This is a genomic window from Arthrobacter sp. P4_F10, assembly GCF_056401435.1.
The window spans coordinates 1-26,755 of record NZ_JBFUJJ010000027.1 but is presented as its reverse complement, the minus strand read 5'-3'; the positions used below and the strand labels follow the sequence as shown (position 1 = coordinate 26,755).

Here is a 26,755-nt window from a genome sequence, read left to right as displayed (position 1 = left end):
ACAGACACGGCGGCCACGGCGGCCACGGCGGCCACGGCCGAGGATCTCAACGACCATTTGCGGCTGCAACAGCCGAGTCCGGGTTGCTTCGGTTCCGTAGACGGATCAGCGGCCTGCTGATTGTTCATCTCCGCGTCACCGCGGGGACGCCAAGGAGTCCGGGGCCGGGAAGGTCGCGTCCATAGTCTGCGAAGCAGGCGTCCGCTCGGCGCCGGCGGCCAAGTGCTCTTCGTTGACATCCAATCCGGATTCACCTTGGCGGTCACCGGCCCCGGGACGCCCACGTCGTGCAGCCTGAAAATAGTCCCGCCCCCAGAACGCAGGAGTCAGTCCATGTCATTACGTATCCTTGCCGCCGCAGGCCTTGCCGTGCTGACGGCCACCACTACACTCGCCCCGGCCAACGCGGCCCCTGTCCCGGCCGAGCAGGCCGCGCAGGAATCCTTCAGCTTCGGCGTGATCGGAGACATCCCCTACGGCCAGCAGGAAGCCGAGCTGTTCCCGTCCCGGATCGGCGATCTCAACGCCGACCGGGACCTCGACTTCGTGGCCCACGTCGGCGACATCAAGAACGGCTCCTCGGCCTGCACCGATGAGTACTTCGCCCGGATCCGTGCCGCCTTCGACACCTTCGAACTTCCCCTCGTCTACACCCCGGGCGACAACGAGTGGGTGGACTGCCACCGGGAAAACAACGGCAGTTACAACCCCCTGGAGCGCCTGGACAAGGTGCGTGAAGTCTTTTTCCCGTCGCCCGGAAAGACGCTCGGCGCGACCATGCCGGTCAAGTCCCAGAACGCCCTCGGCCTGCCCGAGAACGTCCGCTTCACCCACAACCGCGTGGCCTTCTCCGTCCTGAACATCCAGGGCAGCAACAACTCGCTGCAGCCCTGGACCGGACTGGGCCGGACCGAAACCACGCCGGAACAGCGGGCCGAAGTCAGACACCGCATCGACGCCACCATCGACCAACTGCACGCAACCTTCACCGACGCCACCCTGCGCAACGACCGGGCCGTGGTGATCATGACCCAGGCCGACATGTTCGACCCCTCACTGCTGGCCGCCGCCACGGCCGACCCGAAAATCCTGTCCGGCTTCCGCGAAATCATCGACGTTTTGGTCAAAGAAGCCAACAATTTCGACGCCCCGGTCTACCTGGTCAACGGCGACAGCCACATCTTCGCCGAGGACCAGCCCCTGGGCGACGGCTCACCCTGGCTGCGGGTCTACGGCCAGGACACCGCCGCCGATGACCTGCAGCGCATCACCGTCGACGGATCCGCCAACGCCACCAACTATGTGAAGTTCACCGTGGCAGCGAACAGTGACGCCACCGGCAACGTGCTCGACTGGAAGAAGGTCCCCTACACCAGCTGATTTTCAGCCCCGGACGGACGTCCCGAAGGGACACAGAGGGTATCCAGTTGGGTGAGCTGGCCCCTGAGGTGAAACCATACGGACCATGGCCCAGAAGATTGCGTACCAGGGTGAACCCGGCGCCAACTCCAATATCGCGTGTCAACAGATGTTCCCCGAGTTCGAAAGCGTTCCCTGCGCCAGCTTCGAGGACGCTTTCGAGCTGGTTTCCAGCGGGGAGGCCGAGCTGGCCATGATCCCGATCGAGAATTCGATTGCCGGCCGCGTGGCGGACATCCATATTCTGCTTCCGCAGTCGCACCTGCAGATCGTGGGCGAGTTCTTCCTGCCCATACACTTCGACCTCTTGGGTATCCCGGGCAGCACCATCGAAGGTGCCACCGAGGTCCACAGTCACATCCACGCCCTTGGACAGTGCCGCCGGCTGATCCGCGACGCCGGGCTCCGGCCCGTCATCGCCGGCGACACCGCCGGCTCCGCCCGGGAGGTCCGGGAATGGAACGACCCCGCCAAACTGTCCCTCGCTCCCCCGTTGGCGGCCCAGATCTACGGTCTGGAGGTACTGGCATCGCGCGTTGAGGACGACCCCTCCAACACCACCCGCTTTGTGGTCCTGGCCCGGGAAAAGAACCTCCCCACCCGGGATGAGTTGGCCGGGCCGGCAGTGACCAGCTTTGTGTTCCGCGTCCGGAACGTCCCATCGGCGCTCTACAAGGCGCTGGGCGGGTTCGCCACGAACGGTGTGAACATGACGCGGCTGGAGAGCTACATGGTGGGTGACGAGTTCGCCGCCACCATGTTCATGGTGGACGTTGAGGGGCACCCCGAGGACCTGCCGCTGCGGCTGGCCCTCGAGGAGCTGGATTTCTTCACCACCGAGGTGCGTATCCTGGGCGTCTACCCCGCTGCCGGCCATCGGACCGCACGGGCACTCAGCAGCTGAGCCCAACTGGCTGAAGGGCCATCGGCCACATCACTCCTTGGCTGCCGCGCCCTCGCTGCCGCCCTCAGCTGCAGGCTTCACGAGGGATGGCGCCCGTGGCCCGCCTCATCCCTCACCGCCGTCCACGCAGGGACGCCGCACTCCCCCGCTGAACCAGGACAGAACACCCAGTCCCGACGTCAGGCCCGGAACCAGAACAGGACTTCGGGCTGACAGGTTCTCTGCTGCGACATAGGCACCATCTCCCCCCATACGGCAAAGCCCGCGGCCAGGAAAGGCACCGGTCGCAGTCCGGAGTACCTGCCCGCCCTGAACAGCGGAACCCGATGGCCACCGCCTGATCGGGTGGTTGGAGAGCATCTGCTACGGACGGGTTTCACTGGCGGCGACAAGGGGGCGGGCTTAAAATGGCGTTGGCTGGGTAGGGATCGCGGTTTGCGTGGATCGTGCCTCAGATCGGAGAGCGTCATGCTCAGGACCTTGTTGTGTAAGTTGAACATGCGCCATGATTGGCACCTGGAGTCCACCGAGGATGGCGGCCGCTACAAGCGCTGCAGGCGTTGCGGTAAGGACGACGACCGTGGCGGTGGCGGAACCGGCGCGAGTGGCGCTTGGGCTGGCATTGCTGGGATGGGATAAGCCCGCGTGCCAGGCGGTCCCCGGCCACGGTCGCCCGTTCACAACGGTAGGGGCTCCACTCGGGCCCGGCTCCCCATTCTGTTTACTGGCAGAGGCGGTCGAGGGTTTCCTGGGCAGCCTGTTGCATCTGCGTCTGGAGCAGGTCGATGCGGCGCGCGGATGCGGGGTCCTGCCAGGCCAGCGGCCGCAGTGCCATGGTCATCGTGATCTGGCTGCCGCCGTCGGCGCTCGTGATGGAAATACTCGTGTAGCCGAATATGTGCCCTGTATGGCCGTAGCGGACGCCGCCGGAACATGCGTCAGGATACCGCTCCAGACCGAGTCCGTATTCCCAGAATTCGGTCTTCTTCTTCATTTCCTCAAGCATGGCGGGGGAGAGGAGCTGGCCGCGGAGGAGGGCCCGRTAGAAGGTGTTTAGGTCCTGGGCGGTGGAGATGACGCCGCCTGCGGGGGAGCCGACAAAAGCCTCGGGCTGGGTGAGATCGACCCGTTCGCCGCCCTCAATGACGTAGGCGTGGATGTTGTCCGGAGCCTGGCGGTCCGGTTCGGCCAGCGACGTGTGCTGAAGTCCCAGGGGCGCGAAGATGTCTTCTTTGAGCACGTCGGCGACGGGCCGTCCGCGCAGTTTTTCGATCAGCTGGCCGAGAGCCAGGTAGTTGGAGTTCGAGTAAGAAAAGCGGTCCACGTTCTTGGACTCCCAAGGGAGAGTGGCGGCCAGTTCGAGTCCACGTTGCATGCTGAACCGCGTGTTCGCAACCTGCTTCAGTGGTCCCGCCGCGTATTCCGAGTCGCCGAAATCGGGCATGCCGGAGTTATGGTTCAGCAACTGGCGGACGGTGATCGGTCCGGGCGGCCGCAGCGTGGTTCGGAAGCTCTCCAGGACACCGTTCACCGGGTCATCGAGCCCGATAAGTCCCTCGTCGACGAGTTTCAAGACGGAGACGGCGACCATCGACTTCGTAATGCTGGCAACGGATACCCTGTCCTGGGGCCGGGCCGGGTCCTTGCTGTCCAGGTTTCGCACCCCGTAGGCCTTGGACCATTCGCCGCCCGGCCATCTCACCTGCACAACAAGGGACGTCGCCCCGCCCTCCATGAAGTGCTGGACCCTGCGTTCCAGAGAATCCGTCGCTGCCTGGATCGCGAAGACGCTCGGCGGAGCCGGCGCGGGAGGGGCCCCCACGCAACCGCTCACAGCGATAACCAAAGCCGCGGAGAAAGCTACGGCACCGGGCAGAGAAAAACGCGTCCGCCGCCAAGCAGCCAAGGCACCCATGACATCGTTGTACGCTCAAACGTGTCCAGTGGATAGGTCGGGCTCGTAACAGCCTCTACAAGTCCCAGGTAGCCAAGATGTCTGTTCATAAGCATGCAGCCCTGAACGCGCTCAGACCCATATATAAATGGTATATGAGACTGTTATGACTTAGTTGTTTTGTATGCATCCTCCCTCTTACGATCACAGTGACCTGCTGCACATTGAGCAGCCGGGGTTCATCCCTCAGACCACTGTCATCACGGAGGAAGCAATGTCGCTCCCGACTCAGAAAACCCCGGCGCCRCGGAATGCCCTGCGCCGGGTCGCCGCCGCCAGCCTCGCCGGCAACGCGATCGAATACTACGACTTTTCGATCTACGGCCTTGCGGCAGCGCTGGTGTTCCCGCAACTGTTCTTTCCCCAGAGCGACCCCTTCGTAGCCACCCTGGCCACCTTTGGCACCCTCGCCGTCGGCTATATCTCACGCCCGCTGGGCGCAATCGTGTTCGGGCACTTCGGTGACAAGGTGGGCCGTAAGCCGATGCTCGTCATCACCTTGCTCCTCATGGGATTCGCCACCCTGGCCATCGGTGTACTTCCCACATTCGACCAAGTGGGCATGTGGGCGGCAGTGATGCTCACGTGCCTGCGCTTCCTCCAAGGCATCGCCTTCGGCGGCGAGTGGGGCGGCGCCATCCTGATGGCCTTCGAATACGCACCGGAGAACCGCCGCGGGCTCTTTGCAGCGATCCCCCAAGTGGGCCCGGCCACAGGTGCTCTGCTCGGCAACGCCGCCTTCCTGCTGGTCACGCTGCTGCCTAAGGAGGACCTGCTCGCATGGGGCTGGCGTCTTCCGTTCCTCTTCAGCTTCGTGCTGGTCATCGTGGGCATGTTTATCCGGCTCAAGATCGCTGAATCCCCCGAGTTCCAGGCCACCAAGGCCGAGGGCCGGCAGGTCAAGGTGCCCATCGCGGCAGTCCTGAAGAACAACCTGAGGGCCGTGCTCCTGGTGGCCGGCGGCTTCCTGGGCTTCGGCGCCTTCTCCGTGATCGTCATGACCTATCTGGTGGGCTACAGCCAAAGCGTGATGGGCATCCCCGCCTCGACCATGCTCTCCTTCACCATGGTCGCCTTTGCCATCCAGATCCCCATGATCCTGCTCTCCGGCCACCTGTCCGACCGGCATGGCCGGCGCACCCTGATCATCGTTGGCTCCCTGGCTGCCGCGGCCTCCATCTTCCTGATGTTCGCTGCCGTGGCCAGTGCCCAGCCCTGGCTGGTGGGCCTGGCGTACGCCCTCGGTTTCGGTTGGCTCTACACCATCTGCTACGGCCTCCAGCCCGCCCTGTTCGCGGATGCGTTCCCGGCCGAGGTCCGCTTCACCGGGATGTCGCTGGGCTACCAACTGGCCAACGTCGTCGGCTCCGGGTTCACGCCGATGATCGCCGTCTGGCTGGTGCACACCACCGGAAACTTCCACTCCGTTCCCATGTTCGTCGCGGCAACCCTGGTTGTGTCGCTGGTCTGCCTGCTCCGTCTCGCGGCCCTGGCCCAGGCACGGAAAGCCGCCGAGTCCCCCGCCCAGCAGGAGAGCCTTCCCCTGGCTGCCACGCACTAAACGGACCCTTCGCCGACGCACTACAGAAAAAGGACATTATGAAGTTCGAACACATCACCCTGGGCCAGCGCGTACTCTTCGGAGCAGGCCGGGCTGCCGAGCACGTCGCCCAGGAGGCCGCACGCCTCGGTGCGCGCAACATCATGTGCATCACCTCCGAATTCGAGCGGCCCTTCGCCGAGGCTGCCCTGACCCTCGCCGACGTGGGCCTCTGGCACACGGATGTTGTCCAGCATGTCCCGGCGGAAACCGCGGACAAGGCCCGGAAGGCAGCGTCCGATGCCGGGATCGACCTGATCGTCTGCGTTGGCGGCGGTTCCACCACTGGCCTGGCGAAGGCAGTGGCGCTGACCACCGGCATCCCCATCGTCGCCGTGCCCACCACCTACGCCGGGTCCGAAGCGACCAACGTGTGGGGCCTGACGGAAAACGCGACCAAAACAACAGGCGTTGATGACCGCGTGCTGCCCGCCGCGGTGGTGTACGACGCCGAGCTGACGCTCAGTCTGCCGGTTTCCCTTTCGGTCGCTTCTGGCCTGAACGCCTTGGCGCACTGCGTTGATTCCCTGTGGGCACCGCGCGCCGATCCCATCAACCAGGCGCTGGCTGCCGAAGGAATCCGAGCCCTCGCCGACGGGCTTCCGCGCATCGCCGCGGACCCGTCGGAYCTGACCGGCCGGGAGACCGCCCTGTACGGGGCATACCTTGCCGCCGTGTCCTTCGCCTCGGCGGGTTCCGGACTGCACCACAAGATCTGCCACGTCCTGGGCGGAACCTTCAACCTGCCCCATGCGGAGACGCACGCAACCGTCCTCCCCTACGTGGTGGCCTTCAATGGGCCCGCAGCTCCGGACGCGGCAGCACGGCTCGCCGGGGCACTCCGCGCGGGACTGGCCAGTGCCCCCGCCCAGGAGCCCGGCGCTGAACCCGCCGAGGATGCCCTGGCGCTCCTGAACAGCCTCCGGGGCACCCTGGGGGCACCCACCGCACTGCGCGACTACGGCTTCACCGAAGCAGATATCCCCGAAGCCGTGGAGCGGATCCTCAAGGTGGTGCCGGCGTCGAACCCTGCCGCAGCCACAGGGGAAAACATCGGAGGCCTTCTTCGCGCAGCCCTGGCCGGAACAGAACCCACCACCCGGTCCGCCGCACTGGCAGCGGCCGGCGCCGTCCAGAACGGAGGAACAAAGTGACTCTTAGCGAAGTAGCAACCGACTCCGGGGCCGGCTCCCAATTCGCCCGGGAGGAAAGCCTCGTGCACGAGGTGGTCCGTTCCTTTACCGGCGGCAGCAAACGCGACCGTGAAGTGATGGGTTCGCTGGTCCGCCACCTGCATTCCTTCGTCAGGGACGTCCGCCTCACCGAGGCGGAATGGACCAAAGGAATCGACTTCCTCACCCGCGTCGGCCAAATCACCACCRAAACCCGTCAGGAGTTTGTGCTGCTTTCCGATGTTCTCGGCGTCTCGATGCAGACCATTGCCGTGAACAACGAGGCCTACGGCGACGCCACCGAGGCCACCGTGTTCGGACCTTTCTTTGTGGCGGATGCCCCGCAGATCCAGATCGGCGGGGACATCGCCGGCGGCGCCGCGGGTGAGCCCTGCTGGGTGGAAGGAACGGTGACGGACACCGAGGGGAATCCCCTGCCCGGCGCCCGGATCGAGGTGTGGGAGGCGGACGAAGACGGCTTCTACGACGTGCAGTACAACGACGGCCGCACCGCCGCCCGCGCCCACCTCTTCACCGATGAAAACGGGCGGTACGCTTTCTGGGCACTGACGCCCACCCCCTACCCCATCCCGCACGACGGCCCCGTGGGCGGGATGCTGGAGCACTTCGGCCGCTCCCCCGTCCGCGCCTCGCACCTGCACTTTATGGTGTCCGCCCCGGAGAAGCACACCCTGGTGACCCACATCTTCGTGAGGGGATGCGCCCACCTGGACAACGATTCGGTCTTCGGCGTGAAGGAATCCCTCATCAAGGACTTCGCCGCCCAGCCGCCGGGAACCCCCGCTCCCGACCGCCGTGACCTTGGCGAGCAATCGTGGACAAAGGCGCGCTTCGACGTCGTCCTGCCGCCCGCGAGCCCCCGCACCACCGAAACCTTCACGAAAGGAAGCCACCATGGAACTGCAGCACACGCATAAAGAAACGTTCGAGGACGGCCTGGCCATCCGCAAGGAAGTCCTCGGCGCCGCCCACGTGGAACGTTCCCTCGCCAACGCCAGCGACTTCGCCACGCCGATGCAGGAACTCGTCACCGAGTACTGCTGGGGCGCCGTCTGGAGCCGGGACGGCCTCGAACGCAAGACCCGGTCCATGCTCAACCTGGCCATGCTCACCGCCCTGAACCGCGGCCACGAGCTCTCTGTCCACGTGAAGGGGGCCATCAACAACGGTGTCACGCCGGAGGAGATCCAGGAAGTACTGATGCAGACGGCCATCTACGTCGGCGTCCCGGCAGCACTCGAATCATTCCGCATCGCCGAAGCAACCCTGAAGGAAATGAATGTCACCGTATAAGCCCCGCATCGGCTTCATCGGCCTGGGCAACATGGGCACGCCCATGTCCCGCCGTCTGCTGGAAGCCGGCTACGCAGTGACCGGCACCGACCTCGCGGCCGCCAACAGGCAGCGCCTGGCAGAGGCCGGCGGCACCGCCGTCGAGACCGCCACCGAGGTGGCGGCCGGCTCCGATGTCCTCATCCTGATGCTTCCCAACTCTGACGTTGTGGAAACGGTCCTGCACGACGGCGGCGTGGCCGCGGCGCTGCCGCCGGCTGCGGTCATCGTGGACATGAGTTCCTCGGAGCCGCTGCGCACGCGGGCCCTCGCCGCGAAGCTCGCGGCTGACGGGCTGGCCCGCCTGGTGGACGCCCCTGTGTCCGGCGGCGTGGGCGGCGCCGAAAAAGGGACACTGACCATCATGACCGGCGGCGACCTGGACACTGTCGCGGAACTCGCCGACGTGCTGGCCGTCCTGGGCCGCGTCCGCCACACCGGCGCAGTGGGGTCAGGACACGCCCTCAAGGCCCTGAACAACCTGCTGTCCGCCACGCACCTGCTGGCCACCTCGGAGGCGATGGTGGCCGGCCAGGAGTTCGGGCTGGATCCGTCCACCATGCTGGAGGTCTTCAACGCCTCCAGTGGACGCAGCGGGTCCACAGAAAACAAGTGGCCCAACTTCGTCCTGCCCGGCGGCTACGACTCCGGCTTCGGCCTGGGCCTGATGCTCAAGGACATGAGGATTGCCACGGACCTGGCGGACGGAATGGGTCGGCCCAGCCGGCTGGGAAGCCGCGCAGTGGATCTGTGGAGCGAAGCGTACGGCGAACTGAACCCCGGTGCCGACCACACGGAAATTGCGCGCTGGGCGGGACACACGTCCTGACCCTGAAATCGCCGTCGTCGGAAGTGTCCGGCAAGCAAAGTGCCGCCCGGAGAGCGTTACGCTCACCGGGCGGCACTTTGCTTATGTCTGATCAGTGGCTCAGGCCAAGTCAGTGGCCGTGGCTGATCACCTGGTCCAGCGGGGCCGGGCCCTTGGCCTCGAATTCGCGTGTCTGGCGTTTCGTTTCGGCCTCGTAGGTGTCAGTGTCCCCCCGGTGCCGGGCAATGAGCCGGCGCCGGGCCGACGGAGCAACATGGCACAGCCCGGGAACGTCCGGGTTGTCGCGGCAATCGATCCCGCCGGCCGCCGGGGCCACGGCCCGCAGGCCCTGGCCGGTCAGCGCCAGGCCCCGGCTCGTATAACGGCGCCGGGCCTCCCCCTCGCAGGCGGGACAGGCCGTGGTTGCCGGGGCGGGAGTGTCCATGAAAAGTTCGACGTCGGCGCGGCAGCCGGTGCAGCGGTAGTCGAAGAGGAGGCGCGCCATCAGACGAGCTCTTTCAGGGGGCCGCCGAAGTCTTCCCAGTCCCTGGGATCGTGGGCGATCCAGACGGAGGCCGATTCCTCGTCGCGGATCCGTTTGAGGGACGCGATGGAGCGCCGGGCCTCGTCATGGTCCCAGTCGGAACCGTCCACGGCGCCCCATTCCATGGCTTCGCGCAGGTGCACCGTATCGCCGGTCAGCAGGATGTTCTGGCTGGGCAGCCGGACCAGCGCGCTGAGCTCACCAGGAGTGTGGCCCGGAGTGTGGTGGATGATGATGGCGCCGTCCCCGAACAGGTCCTGGCTGGGTGACTGGACGGTGGTCCAATCGAACTCCTTGACCTCGGCCGTGAGATCGGTGGGGTTAAAGAGGTGCGCCGATTCCGGGCCCGGGTTCGCGGCCCACTGGAATTCGCCGGGACCGGCGAAGAACTTGGCCTGGGGGAACAGGTACAGGCCGCCGGCATGGTCCGAGTGGGTATGGGACAGGACCACGTGCGTGATGTCCTCGGGACGGTAACCCAGCTTGGCGAGCTGGCGGTCGATCCGCTGTTCCGGGTTGGACACGATCATCGAGGTCTCCGGCCGGTCCCCGAAGACCAGGGCGGGGTCGTCGCACACCAGCGGGTTCATGCTGGTATCAAACAGGACCAGGCCCTGCTCGTGCTCAATCAGGTAGGCGGGCAGGGGAATGCGGACAGCCCCTTCGGCTCCGACCACCAGGTGTGCTGCGTCGATGTCCATCTTCGGGGCGTCCAGCCCCCACATGCGGATGTTGGCTGCCGGGTTCTTCCCGGTTGGTGCCGCCAGATGAGTAGCCTGCGTCATTGCGTGCTCCTAGGTGATGTTGTTCCCCGCCAGCCATTTCAGGACCGGTTCGAGGATCTCTTTGTTGTTGTTTTCGAAAATCAGGCCATGGCCGTTGCCAGCGATGCCCAGGCCTTCCAGCCGCAGGTGCGTTGCCGTGGCACCGGAGCGGTTAAGGAACTCGACGGTTTCGGCGTCGCCACCGGCACGCCCCGAGGCCGCCCCGGAGACCACCAACACCGGCAGGCCCTCAAGTGATCGGCCGCCGGCCAGCGGCACAGCTGTCAGCCCGTGTTCGAGGCTGCCCCGCGGTCCCAAATCCCTGAAGGGTGGGCCGAGGGGTTCGAAGGTGACGATTCCCCGGACCCGTTGAGGGGAGCGGGACGCGGCAAGCCAACCGCCGGCGGCACCGGCGGAATGCGTGGCCAGCACGGCCGGACCTGCTTGTTCGAGCAAGTCCACGATGCGGCGCGCATCGAGTTCCTGGCCGAGCGCAGTGTCCGTCAGCATGCCCGACGAGGAGGCCACCAACCTGTCTAGTTCCGGCGAACCGGGCCGGCGGCCCCACGGCCAGGCGGAGTGTTCGGAGCCGGCACCCGGTATGGCATCGGAACCGGGCTCCGGCGCAAAAACTGCTCCGGCACCGGCGTAGTCCGGAAACCCGGTACGCCCGCCCAGCCGTGCAGGATCGTACGGTGACCGCCCGTGGCCGGGTCGGTCCAGGAGGTAGGCCGGGAACCCGGCATCCACCAGCCGCGGCGCCCAGCCCGGCGCGCTGTCGTCGATCCCCAGCCAGTCTGTGGACTGTCCGCCGCCGCCGTGCACCAAAACCCAAGGCGTCCTGGCGGTGCCGTCAGCCGGCGCCTCCCACTGGACCCAGGCGGGTCCCAACTGACAGGGACCGGCGTCGGACTGCTGGAGGTCTCCCGGGAGGAAGAAGCCGCCGGTCCGCACGGTCCGCGCTGTTTTGTTCAGGTGCGGGGCGCCCGGCTCAGTGGACCACAGCTGAGCGGCGCCCGGACACGGACCCGTCGTCGTCGTGGGCATACGGGACCTACGCCGACACGGCGGGCGTCAGCCGCACGGGAACATGATCATGTCCGAAGGCCTGGTAGTTGACGGTCTTGCGCGGTTCCCCGGTGAGCTCGATCTTCTCGATCCGCTCCACCATGGCGCGCAGCAGCGTGCGGGCTTCGAGCCGGGCCACCTGGTTGCCGGCGCACGTGTGGATCCCGAACCCGAAGGACAGGTGCGCGTTTTTGAGGTCGCGGTCTACGTGGAACTCGTCCGGGGCGTCGTACTGGCGCGGATCCCGCCCCGCGCCCAGCCACATGGTGAGGATCTTGGCGCCTTCCGGAATGCGGACGCCTCCCAGCACCGTCTCTTTGGTGGCCCAGCGTCCGCCGTAGCGTGAGGCGGGATAGAGACGGATGGCTTCCTCCCAGGCGTTGTCCACCAGGCCCGGGTTCTCACGCAGCTTCTGCCATTCCCCGGGGTTGTCCGCGAAGGCGCGGATCATCGAGGCGATCGACGCGGTGGTGGTGTCGAAACCCGCGGCGAAGATGGATTTGAGGATCTGCTGGGCGGTGTGCTCGGAGATCTTGCCCTCGTCCGCCATGGAGTAGAGCTGCCAGCCGATGCCGCCGTCGGCCTGCACGTCGCGCGCGGTGTTGGATTCAACCCATTCCATGGCCTCGGTGCCGCTGGCGAGCTTGGCGGCCTGCAGGTCGCTGGGCGGACCGAAGACGTTGAAGACGGCGTCGCCGAACTTCAGCAGCAGCTCGCGTCCCTCCTCCGGGAGGCCCAGGACGTCCGGGAAGACCTTGAGGACGTACTTCACGGACAGGTCGGTGTACGCGTTGATCTCCGCCGGTCCGTCCGCCAGGAGATTATCGATGAGCCGTTCGGCCTCGGCCTTGAAGTAGGTGGACATCTTGGCGAGGTTCTCGGCGTCGAACACCTTGAACACGGCCGCTTTCGATGCCGTGTGCTCCGGCGGATCCTCCAGGATCAGGGTGCGCGGCCGGAATGCCGACGGCGCGTAGAACGGCCGGTCCGTGGACGAAAAGGTACGCCAGTCGCGCAGCGCCTTCTGGATCTCGGCGTAGCGGGTGATGGCGTAGTAGCCATACTTCTCCATGTAGACCACGGGAGCGATCTCGCGCTGTTCCCCGTCGAACGTGTGCACGTCCTGCAGCGTTTCGAGCGAGAATGCATCGTAGCCGGAGACCGGTGCCTCGATGACCTCGGGGAGGATGTTCGTTTCAGTCATGTCTGTTCCTCGTTGAACGGTAGTGGGGGATTATTTTCCGGCCTGGCGTGCCGGCGGCGGGGTGCCTGTGGCCATCCAGTCCAGCCGCCGCTGCACGCCGGCCTGGGCCATCTCCGGGTGCGTCAGGACGAAGAAGGTGTTGGTGCGGATGGCGTCAAGTACCTGCCCGGCCACCTCTGCCGGGTCCATCCCCACCTCGGCGGTGGTGGCCGCCAGCCGCTCCATGACCGCCAGCCTCCCGGGCTCGGCAGCCAAGGGCACATCGGCAGGGCGGTTCCGCTCGGCGTCGACCATCCGCGTCCTGACCGGGCCCGGCGCCAGCAGCGAAACACCCACGGGGCTGCCGGCAGTGCGCAGTTCCACCTCGAGCGATTCGCTCATGCCCAGCACGGCGAACTTGGAGGCGCAGTACGGCGTCATGGTCGCCGTGCCGGAACTGAACGCAGCCACGGAGGCGGTGTTGACGATGTGTCCTCCGCCGCCGGCCTCCAGGAGGGGCAGGAACACCCGGCAGCCGTTGAGGACGCCGAAGAAGTTCACATCCATCACCCAGCGCCACGCCTCTTCCGGAATACTCAGGAAGCTGCCACCCGTTTCCACGCCCGCGTTGTTGCAGACGACGTCGATCCGGCCGTAAGTGCCCAGCACCGCCTCGGCGAGCGCCTCAAGGTCCCCGACGCTGCGGACGTCTGTCCGCTGGCCCATCACGTCACCGAAGGCGGAGAGTTCCCGCACGGCGGTGTCCAGTGCTGCCTGTTCGACGTCGGCAATGGCAACGCGCATGCCTTCTTCCAGGAAGCGCCGTGCCATGGCGAAGCCGATGCCGCTTGCGCCGCCGGTGACCACGGCAGTCTTACCGCTGAACTCGGTGATGCCCGCCATCGCTACCACGTTCCAATCAGGGAACGGGTTTCCAGGCTCTTGGGGAACATCAGGCGCTTGACCACGGCATCCTCATCCAGTGGGAGCTGCCGGAGCACGGCCAGGTCTTCTTCCAGCCGGGCCTCATCAGAAGAGTGGTACACAAGCCGCTTGTTGTTGCTCGCGGCGGGATTCACGATGTCGACGAAGACGCGGCGCCGCTCTGCGGCGTATTCGTCCAATACCGATTCCGGAGCCGTGCCCTTGACGACGGCGGCCAGCGCCTCGGACAGCACGTAGGTGTCGAAGAGCCCGCTGGTCAGTCCAAGCCCGCCGGTGGGGTTGGTGGCATGCGCCGCGTCGCCGGCCAGCAGCACCCGCCCGGCGCGGAACGTTGCCGCCGCCCGCTGGTGCATGCTGTACGGCGAGTAGGCGTCCACCACCACGTTTTGGGGATCGCGCACAATGGAGGCGAAGAAGTCCGGCATGCGCTCTTCGATTCCGCCTTCCGGCAGTGCTGCGTCCTCGCAGTACGTGTAGCGCCACAGCCCGGTGTCGCCGCTGTTGTCGATTTTGGTGATGATGGCGCCGAAGCGGTCATCGATCAGCATGGTGGTCTGGCTGTAGCCGGCGGCTTCGAAGGGGTAGCGGATGTTCGTGGCAACAAAGCGTTCAGGCCAGGTGATGCCTTCAAAGGCGATCTCCTGGCTTTCGCGGACCTTGCTGCGGGCGCCGTCGGCGCCGATCAGCCAGGAACCGTCAACCGTGGTGGTTCCCTGCGGGGTGGCGAAGTGTGCCGTGACGGAGTCCGGCCCCTGGTCCATGCCGGTGAACTTGTGGTCCCAGAGCACTTCGGCGTGGGGGAAACGGGCCAGGTGTTCAAGGGCGATTTCCACCAGGGCGTTCTGGCCGAGGTGCAGGTTGTAGGGGTGTTTGACGCGTCCTTCGAGCGATCTGAGCCCGTAGTTGATCTCTTCACCTGTCTTGTGCACCTTGTAGGTGTAGTCCTGCTTCAGGAAGCCGCGGGCCACGGCGTCCTCGAATAGCCCGAGGCGCTCCAGCCCGTCCAGGACGGACCAGTGGTAGACCATGGCGCGGGGCGCGTTGGCCACGGTACTGGCCCGTTCGAAGACGCGGACGGGAACCCCGGCCCTTGCCAGGCCCAGGGCGTTGAGGATGCCCACGGGTCCGGCACCGACAATAAGGACGGGTTTCTGCTGTTCAGGTTTCTGCTGTTCGGGTTTCTGCTGTTCAGTGCGCACTATGTGTCTCCGGGCTTTCTAGAGTTCGAGTTCGAGGACGTCGGACTTGGACCGCGAGACGCAGATCATCATCATCTCGTTGGCCGCTTTTTCCTCGTCACTGAGGACGGAGTCGCGGTGGTCGGCCTCGCCGCTGAGGATGCGGGTCTCGCAGGTGCCGCAGGTGCCTTCCATGCAGGAAAAGATGACCGGCGCGCCGGCTTCCTCGGCCACCTCCACGATGCTGCGGCCTGGAGGCACTTCGAGTTCCATGCCGCTGAGGGCGAGTTTGACCCGGAATGAAATGGCCGGGGCCATGGCCGCCGCAGGGTCCTTGGGGGCGAAGCGTTCGAGGTGCAGGGTTCCGGCGGGCCACCCGGCGCAGATTCCTTCGAGGGCGCGCAGCAGGCCTTCGGGGCCGCAGGCGTAGACCTTGACGCCGTCCCGCGGCTTTCCCAGCAAGGCGCCGAGGTCCGGGAAACCGAACTCGTCGTCGGGGTGGATGTCGATCTTGCCGGGGTACTTGGCTGCGAGTTCCTGCCAGAAGGCCATGGAGGATCGCGAGCGCCCCATGTAGGTCAGCTTCCAGCGGGCTCCGCGCCGTTCGGCCTCGTCCAGCATGGGCATCATGGGCGTGACGCCGATACCGGCGGCGAGGAAGTGGTATTCCGGCGATTCCACCAGTTCGAAGTTGTTCCGGGGTCCGGAGACCTCCAGGTTGTCGTCCTCGGCCAGGCCGGTGTGCACGTAGCTGGATCCGCCGCGGCTGGTGGGGTCGTTCAGGATCCCGAGGCGGTAGCTGGAGTTGTCGTCCGGGTTCCCGCAGAGGGAGTACTGGCGGGACAGCCCGGACGGCAGGTGCAGCTCGATGTGGGCGCCTGGCTGCCACCCAGGGAGGGCGGCCCCGTCCGGATGGACCAGCTCAAGTTCCACAACGCAGTCGGACGCGGACCGCTTGCTCCGGACCTGGAGTGGCTGGCGGGTGAGCGTGGCAGGCGTCCTCAGCATGGTTTCCGATGTCATGGTGGTTGTCCTTTACTTCTCGAAGCGGATGGGCACGGAGGTCCAGCCGGTGCGCAGCGGCCTGCCGTTGGATACCGGCTGGCCGGAAAGTTCAAAGTTGCTGGTCTTGGCCAGGATCTGCCGGAGCATCCCCTGGAGCTCGGCGCGGGCAATCGGCGAGCCCATGCACTGGTGCGGGCCGTGCCCGAACGTCAGGTGCGGGTTGGGCGAGCGGTCCGCGATGTACTCGTTGCCCCGGACGAACTTGTCTTCGTCACGGTTGGCCGAAAACACGTTGAGGCCCACCTTGGCGCCTTCGGGAATGACCGCACCGAAGGCTTGGACGTCCTTGGTGGCCTTCCGGCCGGTGTGGTGCAGGGGCGGCGCGAGGCGCAGGATTTCCTCGATGGCGGAGTCCACGAGCTCGGGCCGGCGGCGCAGGTCGGCCTGGTCTTCCGGGTGGCTGCCGAGGTAGGACAGGATGGACCCGATCGCCGCGGTGGTGGTGTCCGCGCCTGCCGAGAAGATCTGCACACCGATGGCGACGGCTTCCTCCTGCGTCACGGGCCTGCCTTCGGGCATCAGTTCCAGCACACCGGACATGATGTCGATGGCAGGATCCTGCGGGTTGGCCCGACGGTCCTCGATGAGGGCCTCCACCGTCGGGTTCCAGAGACTCTTGTTGATTTCCCGCATTGCTGCGATGTCGTGGCGGACGGCGTCGGCTTTGGCCAGGCTCACGGCCATGGTCTCCCACGCATCGTCCGGGAGCAGCAGGAACCTGGCGAGGACCTGCTGGGGAACGATGATGCCGAACTGTTCGATCATGTCCGCTTCACCGGCCTCGATCAGCGGGTCCAGGTTCTTGGCCACTAGGTCTTCGATATCCGGCACCAGCAGCGCCACCCGTTCGGGGGTGAAGTACTGTGCCAGGAACTTCCGGAAGAACGTGTGGGTGGGCGGATTTTCCTGGATGGGGATGGACCGCATGAACTCGGGGAACTCCAGGAACGGCTGGCCGCTGGTGTAAGTGCGCCAGTCCCGCGAGCCCTTCTGGACGTCGGCGTAGCGCATGTATCCATAGAAACCGTCGTAGTCGCTGGTGAAGGCCAGCGGCCGCTCGGCGCGCAGCCTGGTGTACTCTGCCGGGTAGTCGGTCACCGTTATGGGGTTCCAGTCATCGTTGGGGATCCGGGTATCGGCATCAACGCTCACGATGCAGCCTCCTTGCTTTCCTCGTGTGATAGGTATCACTGCTTGTTCCCCACCGTAAGGCGGCCAAGGCGCCTCAGTCATATGTTTCATGGAACTCACACGGCGCAGGTATACACTTTGAATATGGACATTCGGCACATTCGATACTTTCTGGAGATCACCCGGCAAGGGTCCATCTCCAAGGCGGCCAAGGTGCTGCAGATGACCCAGCCGCCGCTGAGCGCCGCCCTGAAGAACCTCGAAGAGGAACTCGGAGTCAAGCTCCTGGAACGGACCGCGCGCGGGATTGTGCCCACCAACGCCGGTGAACTCCTGGTGCAAAAAGGCAGCCGGCTCGTGGACGAAACCGACCAGCTCGCCCGTGAGCTCAGCCGCCAGGGAAAGGGGCTCAGCGGCACTCTTCACCTCGCGGTCATTCTGCCGTTCGCCTGGGCCTACCTGCCCCGGGTCCTGGCACGCTTCCGCGAACTGTCGCCCCACGCGGACGTCACMCTGAGCGACGTCGAACCTGGCACGGTGATTGAGGGCGTCCGCTCCGGCGCCCTGGACGTGGCCATTGTTGCCACGGGAGCGCCGGACCGGCTGCGCACCATGTACCAGGACGACGTGGTGATTGAACCGATCTCCAAGATGTCCCTGTCCTCGGTGCTGCCCACCCGCTTTCGGGATGCACCCAAGCCGGTGGCCCTGACAGACCTGATGGATGAGACCTGGCTCCTGCCCGCGCCGAACATCCGCGTGCCAGGCATCACCGAACTACTGGTTGACTACTGGCTGGAGAACGGCCTGTCCATGCCGCGGCTCAAGACGGTCACCAGCCTGCAGACCACGCTCCCGCTCGTTGCGGCCGACATGGGCATCAGCATCATGCCCCCGGAGATCCAGCAGATCGCCAAGACCACCGTGGTGACCCGCCAGCTGGAGCCGCCCCTGCCGCCGCTGCATGCCGTGGCGGTATGGAGTGCCCAGCGCGAGCTGACCGAGGTTGCCGCAACCTTCGCCGAGGTGCTCCTGGGTCCCCGTGCAAAGAGTGTGCGGATGAGGACCGGCCCCGAGGCGCACTGACGCCACTCCCCCGCAGGTCCCATCAGGACGGCCGCATCAGGCAGGACCCAGGAACACCGGATCCATTTCCTCACCGGCCGCATACTGGCCGTTGAAAAGGTCGACGGCGGCCGGAGCCAATTGTGCCGGCAGTTCCGTCCAGCCCGTCCCGGCAGCCTCCGGCCCTGCAACCTGCGTTCCGGCAACCTTTGGGACGGCCAGCCGGAGGAGCTCCAGCCGGGCACCGCTGCCGGGCGCCTGCCCCGGGTCCGCAACGCTCAGGACGGCGCCCTCGGCATCGAATTCGAGCCACGGGTCCGCCACAAACAGGCTCATCATGCCGTGGTGGCCGCTGAGCCGCACCTGGCCGCGGAACCTGCGGATGCCCGCTGTTCCAATGCCCGCCGGCGTCGGATCCTCTGCTGTTCGCGGATCCGCCGGTGACCCTGCCTCACCGGCCGGCCCGCCGCCGTCGGGCGCAAACTGGAAGTAGCTCCCGCTGACGATGGATGCCCCGGCATCTGCTGAGACGCTCCCGTCGGGAAGGCGTGACAGGTAACTGATGAAGCTCCGTTTGATACCCCAGCGAAGCACCGGGGCATCACACGGGAGCTGCTCCATTCCCATGGCTCAGAGTCCGAGCTTTAGCGGGCAGCCGCCCTGGGACCGGGAGACGCAGATGAACATGCTCTCGCAGCTGGYCTTCTCGTCGTCCGTCAGGATGGAGTCCCGATGGTCGGGAGTACCCGAGATGACCGGGGTTTCACAGGTGCCGCAGGTCCCCTCGCTGCACGATGACAGGGCCGGGAGCCCGGCCGCCTGGGCGACTTCGAGGATGGATTTGTCTGCCGGGATGGTAAGCGTCACGCCGCTGTCCGCGAATTCGACCTCGAAGGAAACGTCGCCGGTGGCATCGATCTTCTTCGGCACGAAGCGCTCCACGTGCAGGCTGCCCGCGGGCCAGTGCGCCGAGGCGCCTTCGACGACGTTCAGCAGCGGCTCCGGGCCGCAGCAGTAGATCAGGGTGTCAGGCCGGACGTCCAACAAGCAGGCAGCGAAGTCCACCCGGCCGTCTGTGTCTTCCGGGACGAGCCGCACCCGGTCACCGAATTCTGCGAGCTCGTCCAGGAAGGCCATGGTGGCCCGTGACCGGCCGCCGTACACGAGGCTCCAGTCGGCGCCTTCCTGTTCGGCCTGGGCCACCATGGCCAGGATCGGGGTGATTCCGATCCCGCCGGCGATAAAAACATAGTTCGGGGAGTGCTGGAGCACAAAGTTGTTGCGCGGCTGGCTGACCGTCAGCGTCGATCCGGCCTCCACGGTGGTGTGGATGGCCAGCGATCCGCCGCGCCCGTTGGCTTCCTTTAGCACACCGATGCGCCAGCTGGACTGGTCCCCGCCGGGCGAGCAGAGCGAGTACTGCCTGACATGCCCGTCAACGTGGACATCGATATGTGCACCGGGGTGCCAGGTGGGCAGCGGGCGGCCGGCCGGGTCCACGAGTGTCAGGGATGCGACGCCGTCGGATTCCTCCCGGCGTTCCCGCACCGTCAGTTCCAGGGTGGCCGTCGGGTCCGAGGGAAGCTCGACGGCGTGCTGCGCCGCCTTGGGTGCCACGTCCCACTGCACCTCAAGGCTCCGGCGGACCGGCAGCAGCGCGAACCGGATGAAGTCCAGGCCCCAGTCCTTGGCGGGACGCAGGCTGGGCAGGCGTTCGAAGAGCACCTTCAGGCCGGTGGATCCCTGGGCGCGGGCCAGTGGCTGGCCCAGGCAGGTGTGCCGTCCCTTGGTGAACGCCAGGTGGTCCCGGGCGTCCTCGCGGTGGATGTCGAACTCGAAGGGCCGGTCGTAGTATTCCGGGTCCGTATTAACACTGGCCAGGGCGATCCAGATCATATCGCCGGCCTTGATGTGGGCGTCCCCGATGGTGACATCCACGTTGGCCCGGCGGGACGCGAACGTCGACGACGGGCGGCGCCGCACGGTCTCGTCAAAGACCCGCTGCCAGAGCGCGGGGTCGTCCAGGGCGTCGGTGAGCGCGGCCGGTGTTTCGTTGAGGAAGATGACCGCGTTCGCCATGGCCTGGGCGGTGGTGTCGGTGCCGGCGGCGGCGAATTCACTCAGGTGCAGGGCGATCTGCTCCTCGGACAGGGACCAGTTCCCTTCCCTGTCCTTGTCCCGGGCCATGACGGAGATGAGGTCGTCAGCTTGGCTGCCCCGCCGTTCGCGGACAATGCCGCGCAGGGTCAGCTGGGCCGTGACATAGCTGTCCCATACTTCCGAGCGGCGCGGTTCTTCAAGCTTTTCCTGGGCGCTGGCGAGCACCTGGAAGAAGTCGTCTCGGAGGCCGCGCATCATGGAATCGAATTCCGGGCCGAGACCCATCAGGGCGAGGAGCGTCTGCGTGGTGAGCTCCAGGCAGTAGGCGTCCATCAGGTTGGCGTGACCCTCCGCCTCGAACCGGTCAATGATGCGGTGGGCGCGGGTTTCGATCTCGGGCCGAAGGGCTTCCATCCGTTCCTGCAGGAAGGCCTTCTGGGCTACGCGCCGGGCCACGGTGTGCCCTGAAGGGTCAGAACCTACCAGGATCCGGGAGATCAGCTCGGCCGGCATGATTTCCTGATAGGCCTCGGGGACCGGGATCAGCCCGCCGTTGCTGGCGCTGGAGAACTTCTGCCAGTCGGGCAGGATGGTTTCCGCGTCGGCGCGGCGGGTGATGATCCACGCGTTCAGGTACGGGTAGAAGAAGGCAGGCTTGCCCTCGCGGACGTCAGCGAAATGCCGGGCCGGATCGCGGTAGTAGTCGTCGCCCATGGCGTCGAAGCCGGGGGCCAGCGGGCCGGGGTGGGCAGGGGCGATCGTGTTGATGGACATGGTGTGCTCCAGGAGGAAGGGGTGTCAGAGGACCGCGGACGCGGCGATGGTGGACAGTTTCTGGAAGCGCAGGACGTTGTCGCCCTCGTCCATGACGCCGGCGGTCAGGCAGACGAAGGTCATGTCGCGTTCCGGGTCGATCCAGAAAAGCGTGGATCCCGCGCCGTAGTTGCCGTGGGTCCGGGGGCTGGTAAAGGGCCCAAAGAAGGAGGGGTGGGTTCCGGTGCCGCTCAGCGAGAAGCCCAGGCCGAAGTTTCCCGGGGGCTCTTCCCAGCCGCGCATCCGGGCGATCATGGCGTACAGGTCGTTGGTCAAGTCGCCGGTCTGCAGTGTGGTGGCGGCGTCCAGGACGGCCGGCGCAATTAGCTGGCGGCCGTCATGGGCCCCCTTGCGGCGGATCATTTCGGCGAAGGCGAAGACATCGGCAGCGGTGCTGGCCGACCCGACCCACGGCATCTCGGCTTCCTCGTTGATGACGTCGTCCAGGACTTCAATGTCCTTGGCCGAGAGCCAGCCGGAGTCCGGGATGTAGGCCTTGAGCGGAACCATCCGGTCCTTCCAGTCTTCCAGCGGACCGAACCGGGTGTCCTTGAGGCCCAGCGGGCCGAACAGGTTCTTGCCGGCCAGGTCGCGGAACGAGTCGGCACCGTAGACCCGGCGGAGCATCTCGCCCATCAGCGCATGGTTGACCGCGGGTGAGTACGTGAGGTTGGTGCCCGGCTCGTGGACCACGTCGAGTTCGCAGATGGCGGCAATGACGTCTTTGAGGTTGCCCAGCCGGGCGTTCGGGAGCGGTTCGGGCGTGGCCGGCATCCCGGAGCGGTGGGTCAGCAGGTGGGCCAGGTTCACGCGGTCCTTGCGTCCGGCGCGGAACCGGTCGCTGCCGTAGAACTCGGGAATGATGTCCACCACGCGGGTGCTCAGGGCGAGCTTGCCCTCGCCAATGGCCTGGTACACCAGGGCGTTGGTGAAGGCTTTGGTCAGCGAGAGGACCCTGAAAATGCTGTCCGCTTCCATGGCGCGGCCGGCGGCGCGGTCCGCCCATCCGAGGGTGGCGTCGAGGGCCACTTCGCCGTGGCGGGCCACGATGATGCGGGCGCCGTCGTAGTCGCCGGCGCTGATGTCGTTGCGGATGGTCTGCTCTAGTAGTCCGATGGTCTCGGCGTTGAGTCCGTGGGTCATGGTCCTGCTCCTGTGTGCCTGGCTTAACGGGGGGATGAAAAGCGTGGCGGCAGCCCGCCGTCGTAATTTCCGACGGCGGACCGTTGCCACGGTGCGCAGCGGCAGCCCTACATGTGGAGGCCGCCGGACGGCGAGAGGGTCTGCCCGGTGTAGTAGGCGCCCGCTTCGCTCGAGAGGAACACCATCGTGGCGGCGATTTCCTCCGGGGTTGCGGGGCGTTTGATGGGCTGCATGCCGATCAGCATTCCGGTGATTTCCTCGGGCTGTTGGCGGAACAACGGGGTGTCCACAGCGCCGGGCGCGATCGCGTTGACCCTGATATTGAAGGGGGCAAGTTCGGCGGCCGCTGCCCTGGTCATGCCGAGGACTCCGGCCTTGGACGCCGGGTAGTACAGCGGCATCGGAACGCCGAGCAGGGCTGCCGAGCTGGAGACGTTGACGATTGAGCCGCCGCCAGTGCGCTTCAGCAGGGGCGCCGCTGCCCGCATGACATAGAAGGGACCGAACAGGTTGACTTCCAGGACACGGCGGAAGTCTTCGTCAGTGATGTCGCCGAGGAAGTCGGGGAAGAACTCCTCGCCTTCCCGTGCTGCCCGGAAGGCCCGGACGTTGGTGTCAACGAGTTTGTCGTTCGCCGCCTTGGACGGCGCGTTGATGCCGGCCGCGTTGATGACCACGTCGAGGCGGCCGAATTCTGCGTCGAGTTTGGCAAAGGCATCGTTGACCGCCGTGCTGCTGGTGACGTCCAGCGCGATGGCGAGTGAACCGGGGATGGCGGAGAACTCGCGGGACAACGCCTCATCGGACATGTCCGCACCCACCACCCGGGCACCCGCGTCAGCGAAAGCCTTTGCGGTGGCAAGGCCGATTCCGGAGGCCGCTCCGGTAATGAATGCCACTTTTCCTTCAAGAGTCACGACGTTGTGCCTTTCTGCTGTCCACCCCGCAGTGCGGTCGTGGGCTGTGATGTAGGGCACCAGTGTTGCAGTTCGCTAGACACATGTCCAGCCAAAATGCTGGACATTCGATAAATAAAAAAGCATTTGTTGAATCACTAGACAACAGTCCAGCCAATGTGTTCTGCTTCTCTCATCCCCGTGAGGACGGTCACACATCACCGGCCGGGTCTGAACACACTTCCCGGCGCTTCGCTCTGGAGCCTGCCGGCTGCGGGGACCCCGTACCAGAGACAGAACTTCGAGGCCCCCGGGCCTCTCTTCAAAGGAGAAGCATGACAGTTCCCACGACGGGCTCCCCGGCCGTCCAACTGGCCCCGGCAGAGCTGCCGGATACGCAGAGAAAGCTCCCCTGGAAGCGCGCCGGCATGCTCATGGCCGTGACGTTCTCCGGCCTGCAGATGCTCAACGAAGTGGGCGCCATGATGGCCATCCCGCTCTACCAGTCCATGAGCATGGATCTTGGCCTCACGCCGTCCCAGGTCTCCTGGGCACTGCTGGCCACCCTCCTCATGGGGGCGGCTTCCATCGCCCTGCTGTCCAAGGCGGGCGATGTCTTCGGCCACCGCAAGGTGATGATCATCTGCATCGTCGGCATCTTCGTGGGCTATGTCATGTCAGCACTCGCTACTGATTTCACCGTCCTGGTGATCGGCCGCGCGCTGACCGGCATCATGGCCGGACAGGCCCTGGTGGTGGGCATCATGAACGACCGCCTGAGCAACTTCGACCGCAAAAAGGCCATCGGCATCATCGCGGGCGGCCAGGCCGTCGGCGTCACGCTGGGCTTCGGCGTGGGCGGACTCATGGTGGTCGTCGGCGCAACGTGGCGCCACGCCTTCTGGATCGGCGCCGCCCTGACCGTCCTGAGCATGGCGGGAATGCTGCTATGGGGCTCGGACTCGGACGCCACGCTGCGGAACCGGGGCAAGAGCAAGCGCATCGATGTCGCCGGCGTCACTCTGCTCGGCTTCTCCCTGACGGCCATCTGCATCGGTTTGAGCCAGAGCCCGGCCTGGGGTTTCACCTCGCCCGCCACCCTGACCTGGGTGATCGCCGGCGTCGTGGGCCTTGGCCTGGCGCTTGTAGCGGAATCCCGCAGCAAGCAGCCGCTCGTTGACATCTCCCTGCTGCTGAGCACGCGACTGATGCCCGCCTACGCCGTATTCGTGACCCTGGGCATCGCCGGCATCATGATGTTCAACTTCGTGATGGGCTGGGCACTGACACCTGCCGAGCTGGYCGGCTACGGCTTCGGACTCAATCCACTGACCGCCGGTTTCCTGTTCATCCCCATGACCCTGGCCGGAATCGTCGTTTCCACCGTCATCCCGCGGCTGCTGCACCGTGTTCCCCCGCGCGGCCCCCTCGCCGTCGGGGCGTTCCTGCTGATGCTGTCCTTTGTCTGGCTGTACTTTATGCACACTCAGCTGTGGGCCGTCGTCGTCGGCATCCTCTTCTACGGCGTCGCCTACACCACGGTCCTGACCATCGCCATCTCGATCATCGCCGCCGAAGCGCCGGCCGGGAAAGGCGCCGGCAYGGCCTCCATCTACGTGGGGATTGCGCTGTCCGCCTCGGCAATCGGCACGGCAGTCTACGCCGCCATCATCGGCCTGAACACAACCCCCGCGGCTCCGCTTCCGCCGGCCGAAAACTATGCCACCGGCTTCCTGACGGCGGCCATCGTCTCGATCGTGGCGATCATCGCGGCATTCACCCTCTCCAAGCGCGTGCAGCTGACCGAAGTGGCCAGCCACTGAGGTCGAAGGATCCGCTGACATGGATCAGCGCAGGTTGAATCACCGCGGTTTGAATCAGCTCAGCTGAGCATTTGAACCACAACAAGGGCGCCGGGCCCATGGTCCGGCGCCTTTGGCGTCTGGTTCTAACGTGTGGTTCTGTCCGTCTAGCTGGCGGTGGCGTCACCGCGGACGAAGGCCAGCCATTGCATTGCCAACACGTCCTTGAGCAGGGCCATGTCCAGTGGCCTGCCGCGAAGGATCGTAAAGAACATGGTCCTGTCCAGCGCCATCTGGAGTGTCAGCAAATGGAGCCGCGCGCGTTCGTGCTGCACCGGATCCGTATACCGGGCAAAGGTCCTCGGCATGACCTTGTAGGTGTCGCCGAGGATAGTCATCCACGTCTCGGTCACCAGGTCATCGTTCGCCAGAGCCTGCTCCATGGTGGTGAAGTCGCTGGAGCGCTCTCGCCACAACATGATGGTGTCGTCCAGCCAGTCGAGGATGCTGGCCTGGTCCGGATCTTCCAAATCGTCCAGGCGGCGGTAGGCGGCCATCACGTCGGACTGGCTCCGCCTCATCAGCTCGGCAACGATCTCCGCTTTGGTCCGGAAATAGACGTAGAACGTGGCGCGGCTGGCGCCGGCCGCACTCGCGATGTTCTCGGCAGTCGTCTCATTGAAGCCGCGGCTGCGGAATTCCTCCGAAGCGGCCTCGATCAGCCGCTCGCGGGTCACTTGTTTCTGCACCTCACGCAGGGATTGCCTGGGAGCCTGCGTGCGTTGGGAACCCGGCGCTTGCCGACGAGGCCCAGCATATTTTTCGTTGTCGGCAGTGGTCACGCTCACCAACTTATCACCGGGAACGGCTGGAATTCGGAAACCCGAAGCGAGCCCTCACCAGCCCTTGAGCGTGAAACTGCTGAATTCAGGTCGCACCGAAAGACGACTCGCGAAATCCTTGCACCCATCTACCGGGAGTATCCTGTCGCGGCCGGGCGTCCGACATACTAGTTCCATGCAGGCGACGACGGTATTAGTCGAGGGCGAGAGTGACCGGCTGGCGGTCGAGACGCTGGCCTTACGCCTTGGCCATGACCTGACAGCCTTGCGGGTGTCGGTCGTACCGATGGGAGGCGCGACGAGCATCGTCCACTTCATCGACCGCTACGGCCCGAATGGTGCAGGCCACCGGTTGTTGGGCCTGTGTGATGCAGGGGAATCTCGTGGCGTCGCCCGCGCGCTCGGCCGTGCAGGTATCGGGTCCGGTTCGCTGGCCGAGCTTGGGTTCTACGTCTGTGACGCCGATCTAGAGGACGAACTCATCCGCTGCCTTGGGATCGATGCCGTGCTCAATGTCATCGCGGCTCAAGGCGAGCTCGCGTCGTTCCGGCTCCTCCAACGCCAGCCGTCATTGCGAGATCGGCCAATAACGGCGCAGTTGCGCCGGTTCTTCGGAGGACGCAGCGGTAACAAGGTCCGATACGCGCCACTGCTGGTCGACGCATTGCCGGCCGGACATGCGCCTGCGCCGCTGGCCCGCCTCGTTGCATCATTCTCACGGTGATCCGACTGTCCAAATAGATGGGCCCTCGCCGCAGGAGTTGGCGCGGCGGTCGCGTCGTTGGTGCAGGCCGCCATCGCCGCGGTGACTGTCCTCGAAGTCGACGCGATGACAGCCGAGGACACACTCGGACTCGTGCAGGCAATTGACCGCCTCGACAGCCTGAAGCTGCTGCTGCTCRCAGGCTTTGTCGCTACCGTAACGACCGTGCTGCGCCGCAATGGGTTTACCGCACACTGGGTCCCCGCCATCGCAGTGCTGCTCGTCCCGATGCTGGTCACCGGG

The 26,755-nt window shown here is 65.8% G+C and carries 25 protein-coding genes; 11 read left to right on the top strand and 14 right to left on the bottom strand.

Translation table 11 applies throughout. From position 1 onward, the window contains the following. The first annotated feature begins 333 nt into the window (after positions 1-333). Both AC1DR1_RS18835 and AC1DR1_RS18830 read left to right on the top strand, forming a co-directional pair. On the top strand, positions 334-1,380 hold the full coding sequence (locus AC1DR1_RS18835; protein WP_229993077.1) for a metallophosphoesterase family protein: 1,047 nt from the start codon (positions 334-336) through the stop codon (positions 1,378-1,380). 85 nt (positions 1,381-1,465) lie between these two features. Beyond that, positions 1,466-2,323, top strand: a complete 858-nt coding sequence (locus AC1DR1_RS18830) for a prephenate dehydratase (RefSeq protein ID WP_229993078.1) — start codon at positions 1,466-1,468, stop codon at positions 2,321-2,323. Between the two features lie 721 nt (positions 2,324-3,044). Here the strand turns inward: AC1DR1_RS18830 and AC1DR1_RS18825 are convergent. Next, positions 3,045-4,157 (bottom strand): serine hydrolase domain-containing protein, encoded by a 1,113-nt coding sequence (locus AC1DR1_RS18825; RefSeq protein ID WP_229993079.1) that lies wholly within the window; start codon positions 4,155-4,157, stop codon positions 3,045-3,047. A gap of 334 nt (positions 4,158-4,491) precedes the next feature. Between AC1DR1_RS18825 and AC1DR1_RS18820 the strand changes: the two genes are divergently transcribed. From AC1DR1_RS18820 to AC1DR1_RS18800, 5 genes are read left to right on the top strand one after another with little or no spacing between them, the layout of a single operon-like run. Beyond that, on the top strand, positions 4,492-5,838 hold the full coding sequence (locus AC1DR1_RS18820; RefSeq protein WP_229993080.1) for an MFS transporter: 1,347 nt from the start codon (positions 4,492-4,494) through the stop codon (positions 5,836-5,838). Between the two features lie 38 nt (positions 5,839-5,876). After that, on the top strand, positions 5,877-7,031 hold the full coding sequence (locus AC1DR1_RS18815; RefSeq protein WP_229993081.1) for a maleylacetate reductase: 1,155 nt from the start codon (positions 5,877-5,879) through the stop codon (positions 7,029-7,031). Beyond that, positions 7,028-7,987, top strand: a complete 960-nt coding sequence (locus AC1DR1_RS18810; protein WP_476993075.1) for a dioxygenase family protein — start codon at positions 7,028-7,030, stop codon at positions 7,985-7,987. Before AC1DR1_RS18815 ends, AC1DR1_RS18810 begins: the two co-directional genes overlap by 4 nt. Further along, positions 7,965-8,363 (top strand): 4-carboxymuconolactone decarboxylase, encoded by a 399-nt coding sequence (pcaC, locus tag AC1DR1_RS18805; protein ID WP_364742716.1) that lies wholly within the window; start codon positions 7,965-7,967, stop codon positions 8,361-8,363. The genes AC1DR1_RS18810 and pcaC overlap by 23 nt, the downstream gene beginning before the upstream one ends. After that, on the top strand, positions 8,350-9,231 hold the full coding sequence (locus AC1DR1_RS18800) for an NAD(P)-dependent oxidoreductase (RefSeq protein WP_364742713.1): 882 nt from the start codon (positions 8,350-8,352) through the stop codon (positions 9,229-9,231). The genes pcaC and AC1DR1_RS18800 overlap by 14 nt, the downstream gene beginning before the upstream one ends. Before the next feature lie 109 nt (positions 9,232-9,340). Here the strand turns inward: AC1DR1_RS18800 and AC1DR1_RS18795 are convergent, their stop codons facing one another. From AC1DR1_RS18795 to AC1DR1_RS18760, 8 genes are read right to left on the bottom strand one after another with little or no spacing between them, the layout of a single operon-like run. Then, entirely contained in the window at positions 9,341-9,715 is a 375-nt protein-coding gene (locus AC1DR1_RS18795) for an FmdB family zinc ribbon protein (protein WP_229995733.1), read from the bottom strand. Continuing rightward, entirely contained in the window at positions 9,715-10,539 is an 825-nt protein-coding gene (locus AC1DR1_RS18790; RefSeq protein WP_229995732.1) for an N-acyl homoserine lactonase family protein, read from the bottom strand. Before AC1DR1_RS18790 ends, AC1DR1_RS18795 begins: the two co-directional genes overlap by 1 nt. A 9-nt stretch (positions 10,540-10,548) precedes the next feature. Beyond that, on the bottom strand, positions 10,549-11,565 hold the full coding sequence (locus tag AC1DR1_RS18785; RefSeq protein ID WP_364742709.1) for an alpha/beta fold hydrolase: 1,017 nt from the start codon (positions 11,563-11,565) through the stop codon (positions 10,549-10,551). A 7-nt stretch (positions 11,566-11,572) separates the two neighbouring features. Then, positions 11,573-12,790, bottom strand: a complete 1,218-nt coding sequence (locus AC1DR1_RS18780) for a cytochrome P450 (protein ID WP_229995730.1) — start codon at positions 12,788-12,790, stop codon at positions 11,573-11,575. 30 nt (positions 12,791-12,820) lie between these two features. Then, positions 12,821-13,672 carry an SDR family NAD(P)-dependent oxidoreductase gene (locus AC1DR1_RS18775; RefSeq protein ID WP_229995729.1) on the bottom strand — a complete coding sequence of 284 codons (852 nt, stop codon included), beginning with the start codon at positions 13,670-13,672 and terminating at the stop codon, positions 12,821-12,823. Between the two features lie 2 nt (positions 13,673-13,674). After that, a complete protein-coding gene (locus tag AC1DR1_RS18770) occupies positions 13,675-14,913 on the bottom strand; it encodes an FAD-dependent oxidoreductase (protein ID WP_229995728.1) in 1,239 nt (412 codons plus the stop codon). A gap of 18 nt (positions 14,914-14,931) precedes the next feature. Beyond that, entirely contained in the window at positions 14,932-15,915 is a 984-nt protein-coding gene (locus AC1DR1_RS18765; RefSeq protein WP_229995727.1) for a PDR/VanB family oxidoreductase, read from the bottom strand. Between the two features lie 12 nt (positions 15,916-15,927). After that, positions 15,928-17,109 carry a cytochrome P450 gene (locus tag AC1DR1_RS18760; RefSeq protein WP_229995726.1) on the bottom strand — a complete coding sequence of 394 codons (1,182 nt, stop codon included), beginning with the start codon at positions 17,107-17,109 and terminating at the stop codon, positions 15,928-15,930. Between the two features lie 123 nt (positions 17,110-17,232). Here AC1DR1_RS18760 and AC1DR1_RS18755 point away from each other — a divergent pair, with 123 nt between their 5' ends. After that, positions 17,233-18,174: a LysR family transcriptional regulator gene (locus AC1DR1_RS18755; RefSeq protein ID WP_229995725.1), complete on the top strand. Its 942-nt coding sequence runs from the start codon at positions 17,233-17,235 to the stop codon at positions 18,172-18,174. 36 nt (positions 18,175-18,210) lie between these two features. Here the strand turns inward: AC1DR1_RS18755 and AC1DR1_RS18750 are convergent, their stop codons facing one another. From AC1DR1_RS18750 to AC1DR1_RS18735, 4 genes are all read right to left on the bottom strand, one after another. Continuing rightward, the gene (locus AC1DR1_RS18750) at positions 18,211-18,780 is read right to left on the bottom strand and encodes an HtaA domain-containing protein (RefSeq protein ID WP_476993074.1); all 570 of its coding nucleotides are present in this window, start codon (positions 18,778-18,780) and stop codon (positions 18,211-18,213) included. A gap of 3 nt (positions 18,781-18,783) precedes the next feature. Further along, positions 18,784-21,027, bottom strand: coding sequence for a cytochrome P450 (locus AC1DR1_RS18745; protein WP_476993073.1), 2,244 nt, complete (start codon positions 21,025-21,027; stop codon positions 18,784-18,786). 24 nt (positions 21,028-21,051) lie between these two features. Further along, positions 21,052-22,209 (bottom strand): serine hydrolase domain-containing protein, encoded by a 1,158-nt coding sequence (locus tag AC1DR1_RS18740; protein ID WP_476993072.1) that lies wholly within the window; start codon positions 22,207-22,209, stop codon positions 21,052-21,054. Positions 22,210-22,316: 107 nt separating this feature from the next. Continuing rightward, complete coding sequence (locus tag AC1DR1_RS18735; RefSeq protein ID WP_364742696.1) at positions 22,317-23,126, bottom strand: SDR family NAD(P)-dependent oxidoreductase; 810 nt, start codon at positions 23,124-23,126, stop codon at positions 22,317-22,319. A gap of 314 nt (positions 23,127-23,440) precedes the next feature. Between AC1DR1_RS18735 and AC1DR1_RS18730 the strand changes: the two genes are divergently transcribed. Beyond that, positions 23,441-24,928, top strand: coding sequence for an MFS transporter (locus AC1DR1_RS18730; protein WP_476993071.1), 1,488 nt, complete (start codon positions 23,441-23,443; stop codon positions 24,926-24,928). Between the two features lie 146 nt (positions 24,929-25,074). On the opposite strand, the gene AC1DR1_RS18725 is transcribed toward AC1DR1_RS18730, so the two are convergent. Then, positions 25,075-25,749, bottom strand: coding sequence for a TetR/AcrR family transcriptional regulator (locus AC1DR1_RS18725; RefSeq protein ID WP_476993070.1), 675 nt, complete (start codon positions 25,747-25,749; stop codon positions 25,075-25,077). A gap of 175 nt (positions 25,750-25,924) precedes the next feature. Between AC1DR1_RS18725 and AC1DR1_RS18720 the strand changes: the two genes are divergently transcribed. Further along, a complete protein-coding gene (locus AC1DR1_RS18720; protein ID WP_476993069.1) occupies positions 25,925-26,473 on the top strand; it encodes a TOPRIM nucleotidyl transferase/hydrolase domain-containing protein in 549 nt (182 codons plus the stop codon). A gap of 60 nt (positions 26,474-26,533) precedes the next feature. Continuing rightward, positions 26,534-26,755, top strand: a 222-nt coding sequence (locus AC1DR1_RS18715) for a hypothetical protein (protein WP_476993068.1), incomplete at its 3' end; no start/stop codon positions are given.

Bases quoted from the DNA above. Each gene is read 5' to 3' on its own strand.
- AC1DR1_RS18750 (WP_476993074.1), bottom strand. From the start codon at position 18,780: ATGGGAATGGAGCAGCTCCCGTGTGATGCCCCGGTGCTTCGCTGGGGT.
- AC1DR1_RS18785 (WP_364742709.1), bottom strand. From the start codon at position 11,565: ATGCCCACGACGACGACGGGTCCGTGTCCGGGCGCCGCTCAGCTGTGG.
- pcaC (WP_364742716.1), top strand. From the start codon at position 7,965: ATGGAACTGCAGCACACGCATAAAGAAACGTTCGAGGACGGCCTGGCC.
- AC1DR1_RS18720 (WP_476993069.1), top strand. From the start codon at position 25,925: ATGCAGGCGACGACGGTATTAGTCGAGGGCGAGAGTGACCGGCTGGCG.
- AC1DR1_RS18740 (WP_476993072.1), bottom strand. From the start codon at position 22,209: ATGACCCACGGACTCAACGCCGAGACCATCGGACTACTAGAGCAGACC.
- AC1DR1_RS18835 (WP_229993077.1), top strand. From the start codon at position 334: ATGTCATTACGTATCCTTGCCGCCGCAGGCCTTGCCGTGCTGACGGCC.
- AC1DR1_RS18790 (WP_229995732.1), bottom strand. From the start codon at position 10,539: ATGACGCAGGCTACTCATCTGGCGGCACCAACCGGGAAGAACCCGGCA.
- AC1DR1_RS18780 (WP_229995730.1), bottom strand. From the start codon at position 12,790: ATGACTGAAACGAACATCCTCCCCGAGGTCATCGAGGCACCGGTCTCC.
- AC1DR1_RS18830 (WP_229993078.1), top strand. From the start codon at position 1,466: ATGGCCCAGAAGATTGCGTACCAGGGTGAACCCGGCGCCAACTCCAAT.
- AC1DR1_RS18800 (WP_364742713.1), top strand. From the start codon at position 8,350: ATGTCACCGTATAAGCCCCGCATCGGCTTCATCGGCCTGGGCAACATG.
- AC1DR1_RS18765 (WP_229995727.1), bottom strand. From the start codon at position 15,915: ATGACATCGGAAACCATGCTGAGGACGCCTGCCACGCTCACCCGCCAG.
- AC1DR1_RS18795 (WP_229995733.1), bottom strand. From the start codon at position 9,715: ATGGCGCGCCTCCTCTTCGACTACCGCTGCACCGGCTGCCGCGCCGAC.
- AC1DR1_RS18775 (WP_229995729.1), bottom strand. From the start codon at position 13,672: ATGGCGGGCATCACCGAGTTCAGCGGTAAGACTGCCGTGGTCACCGGC.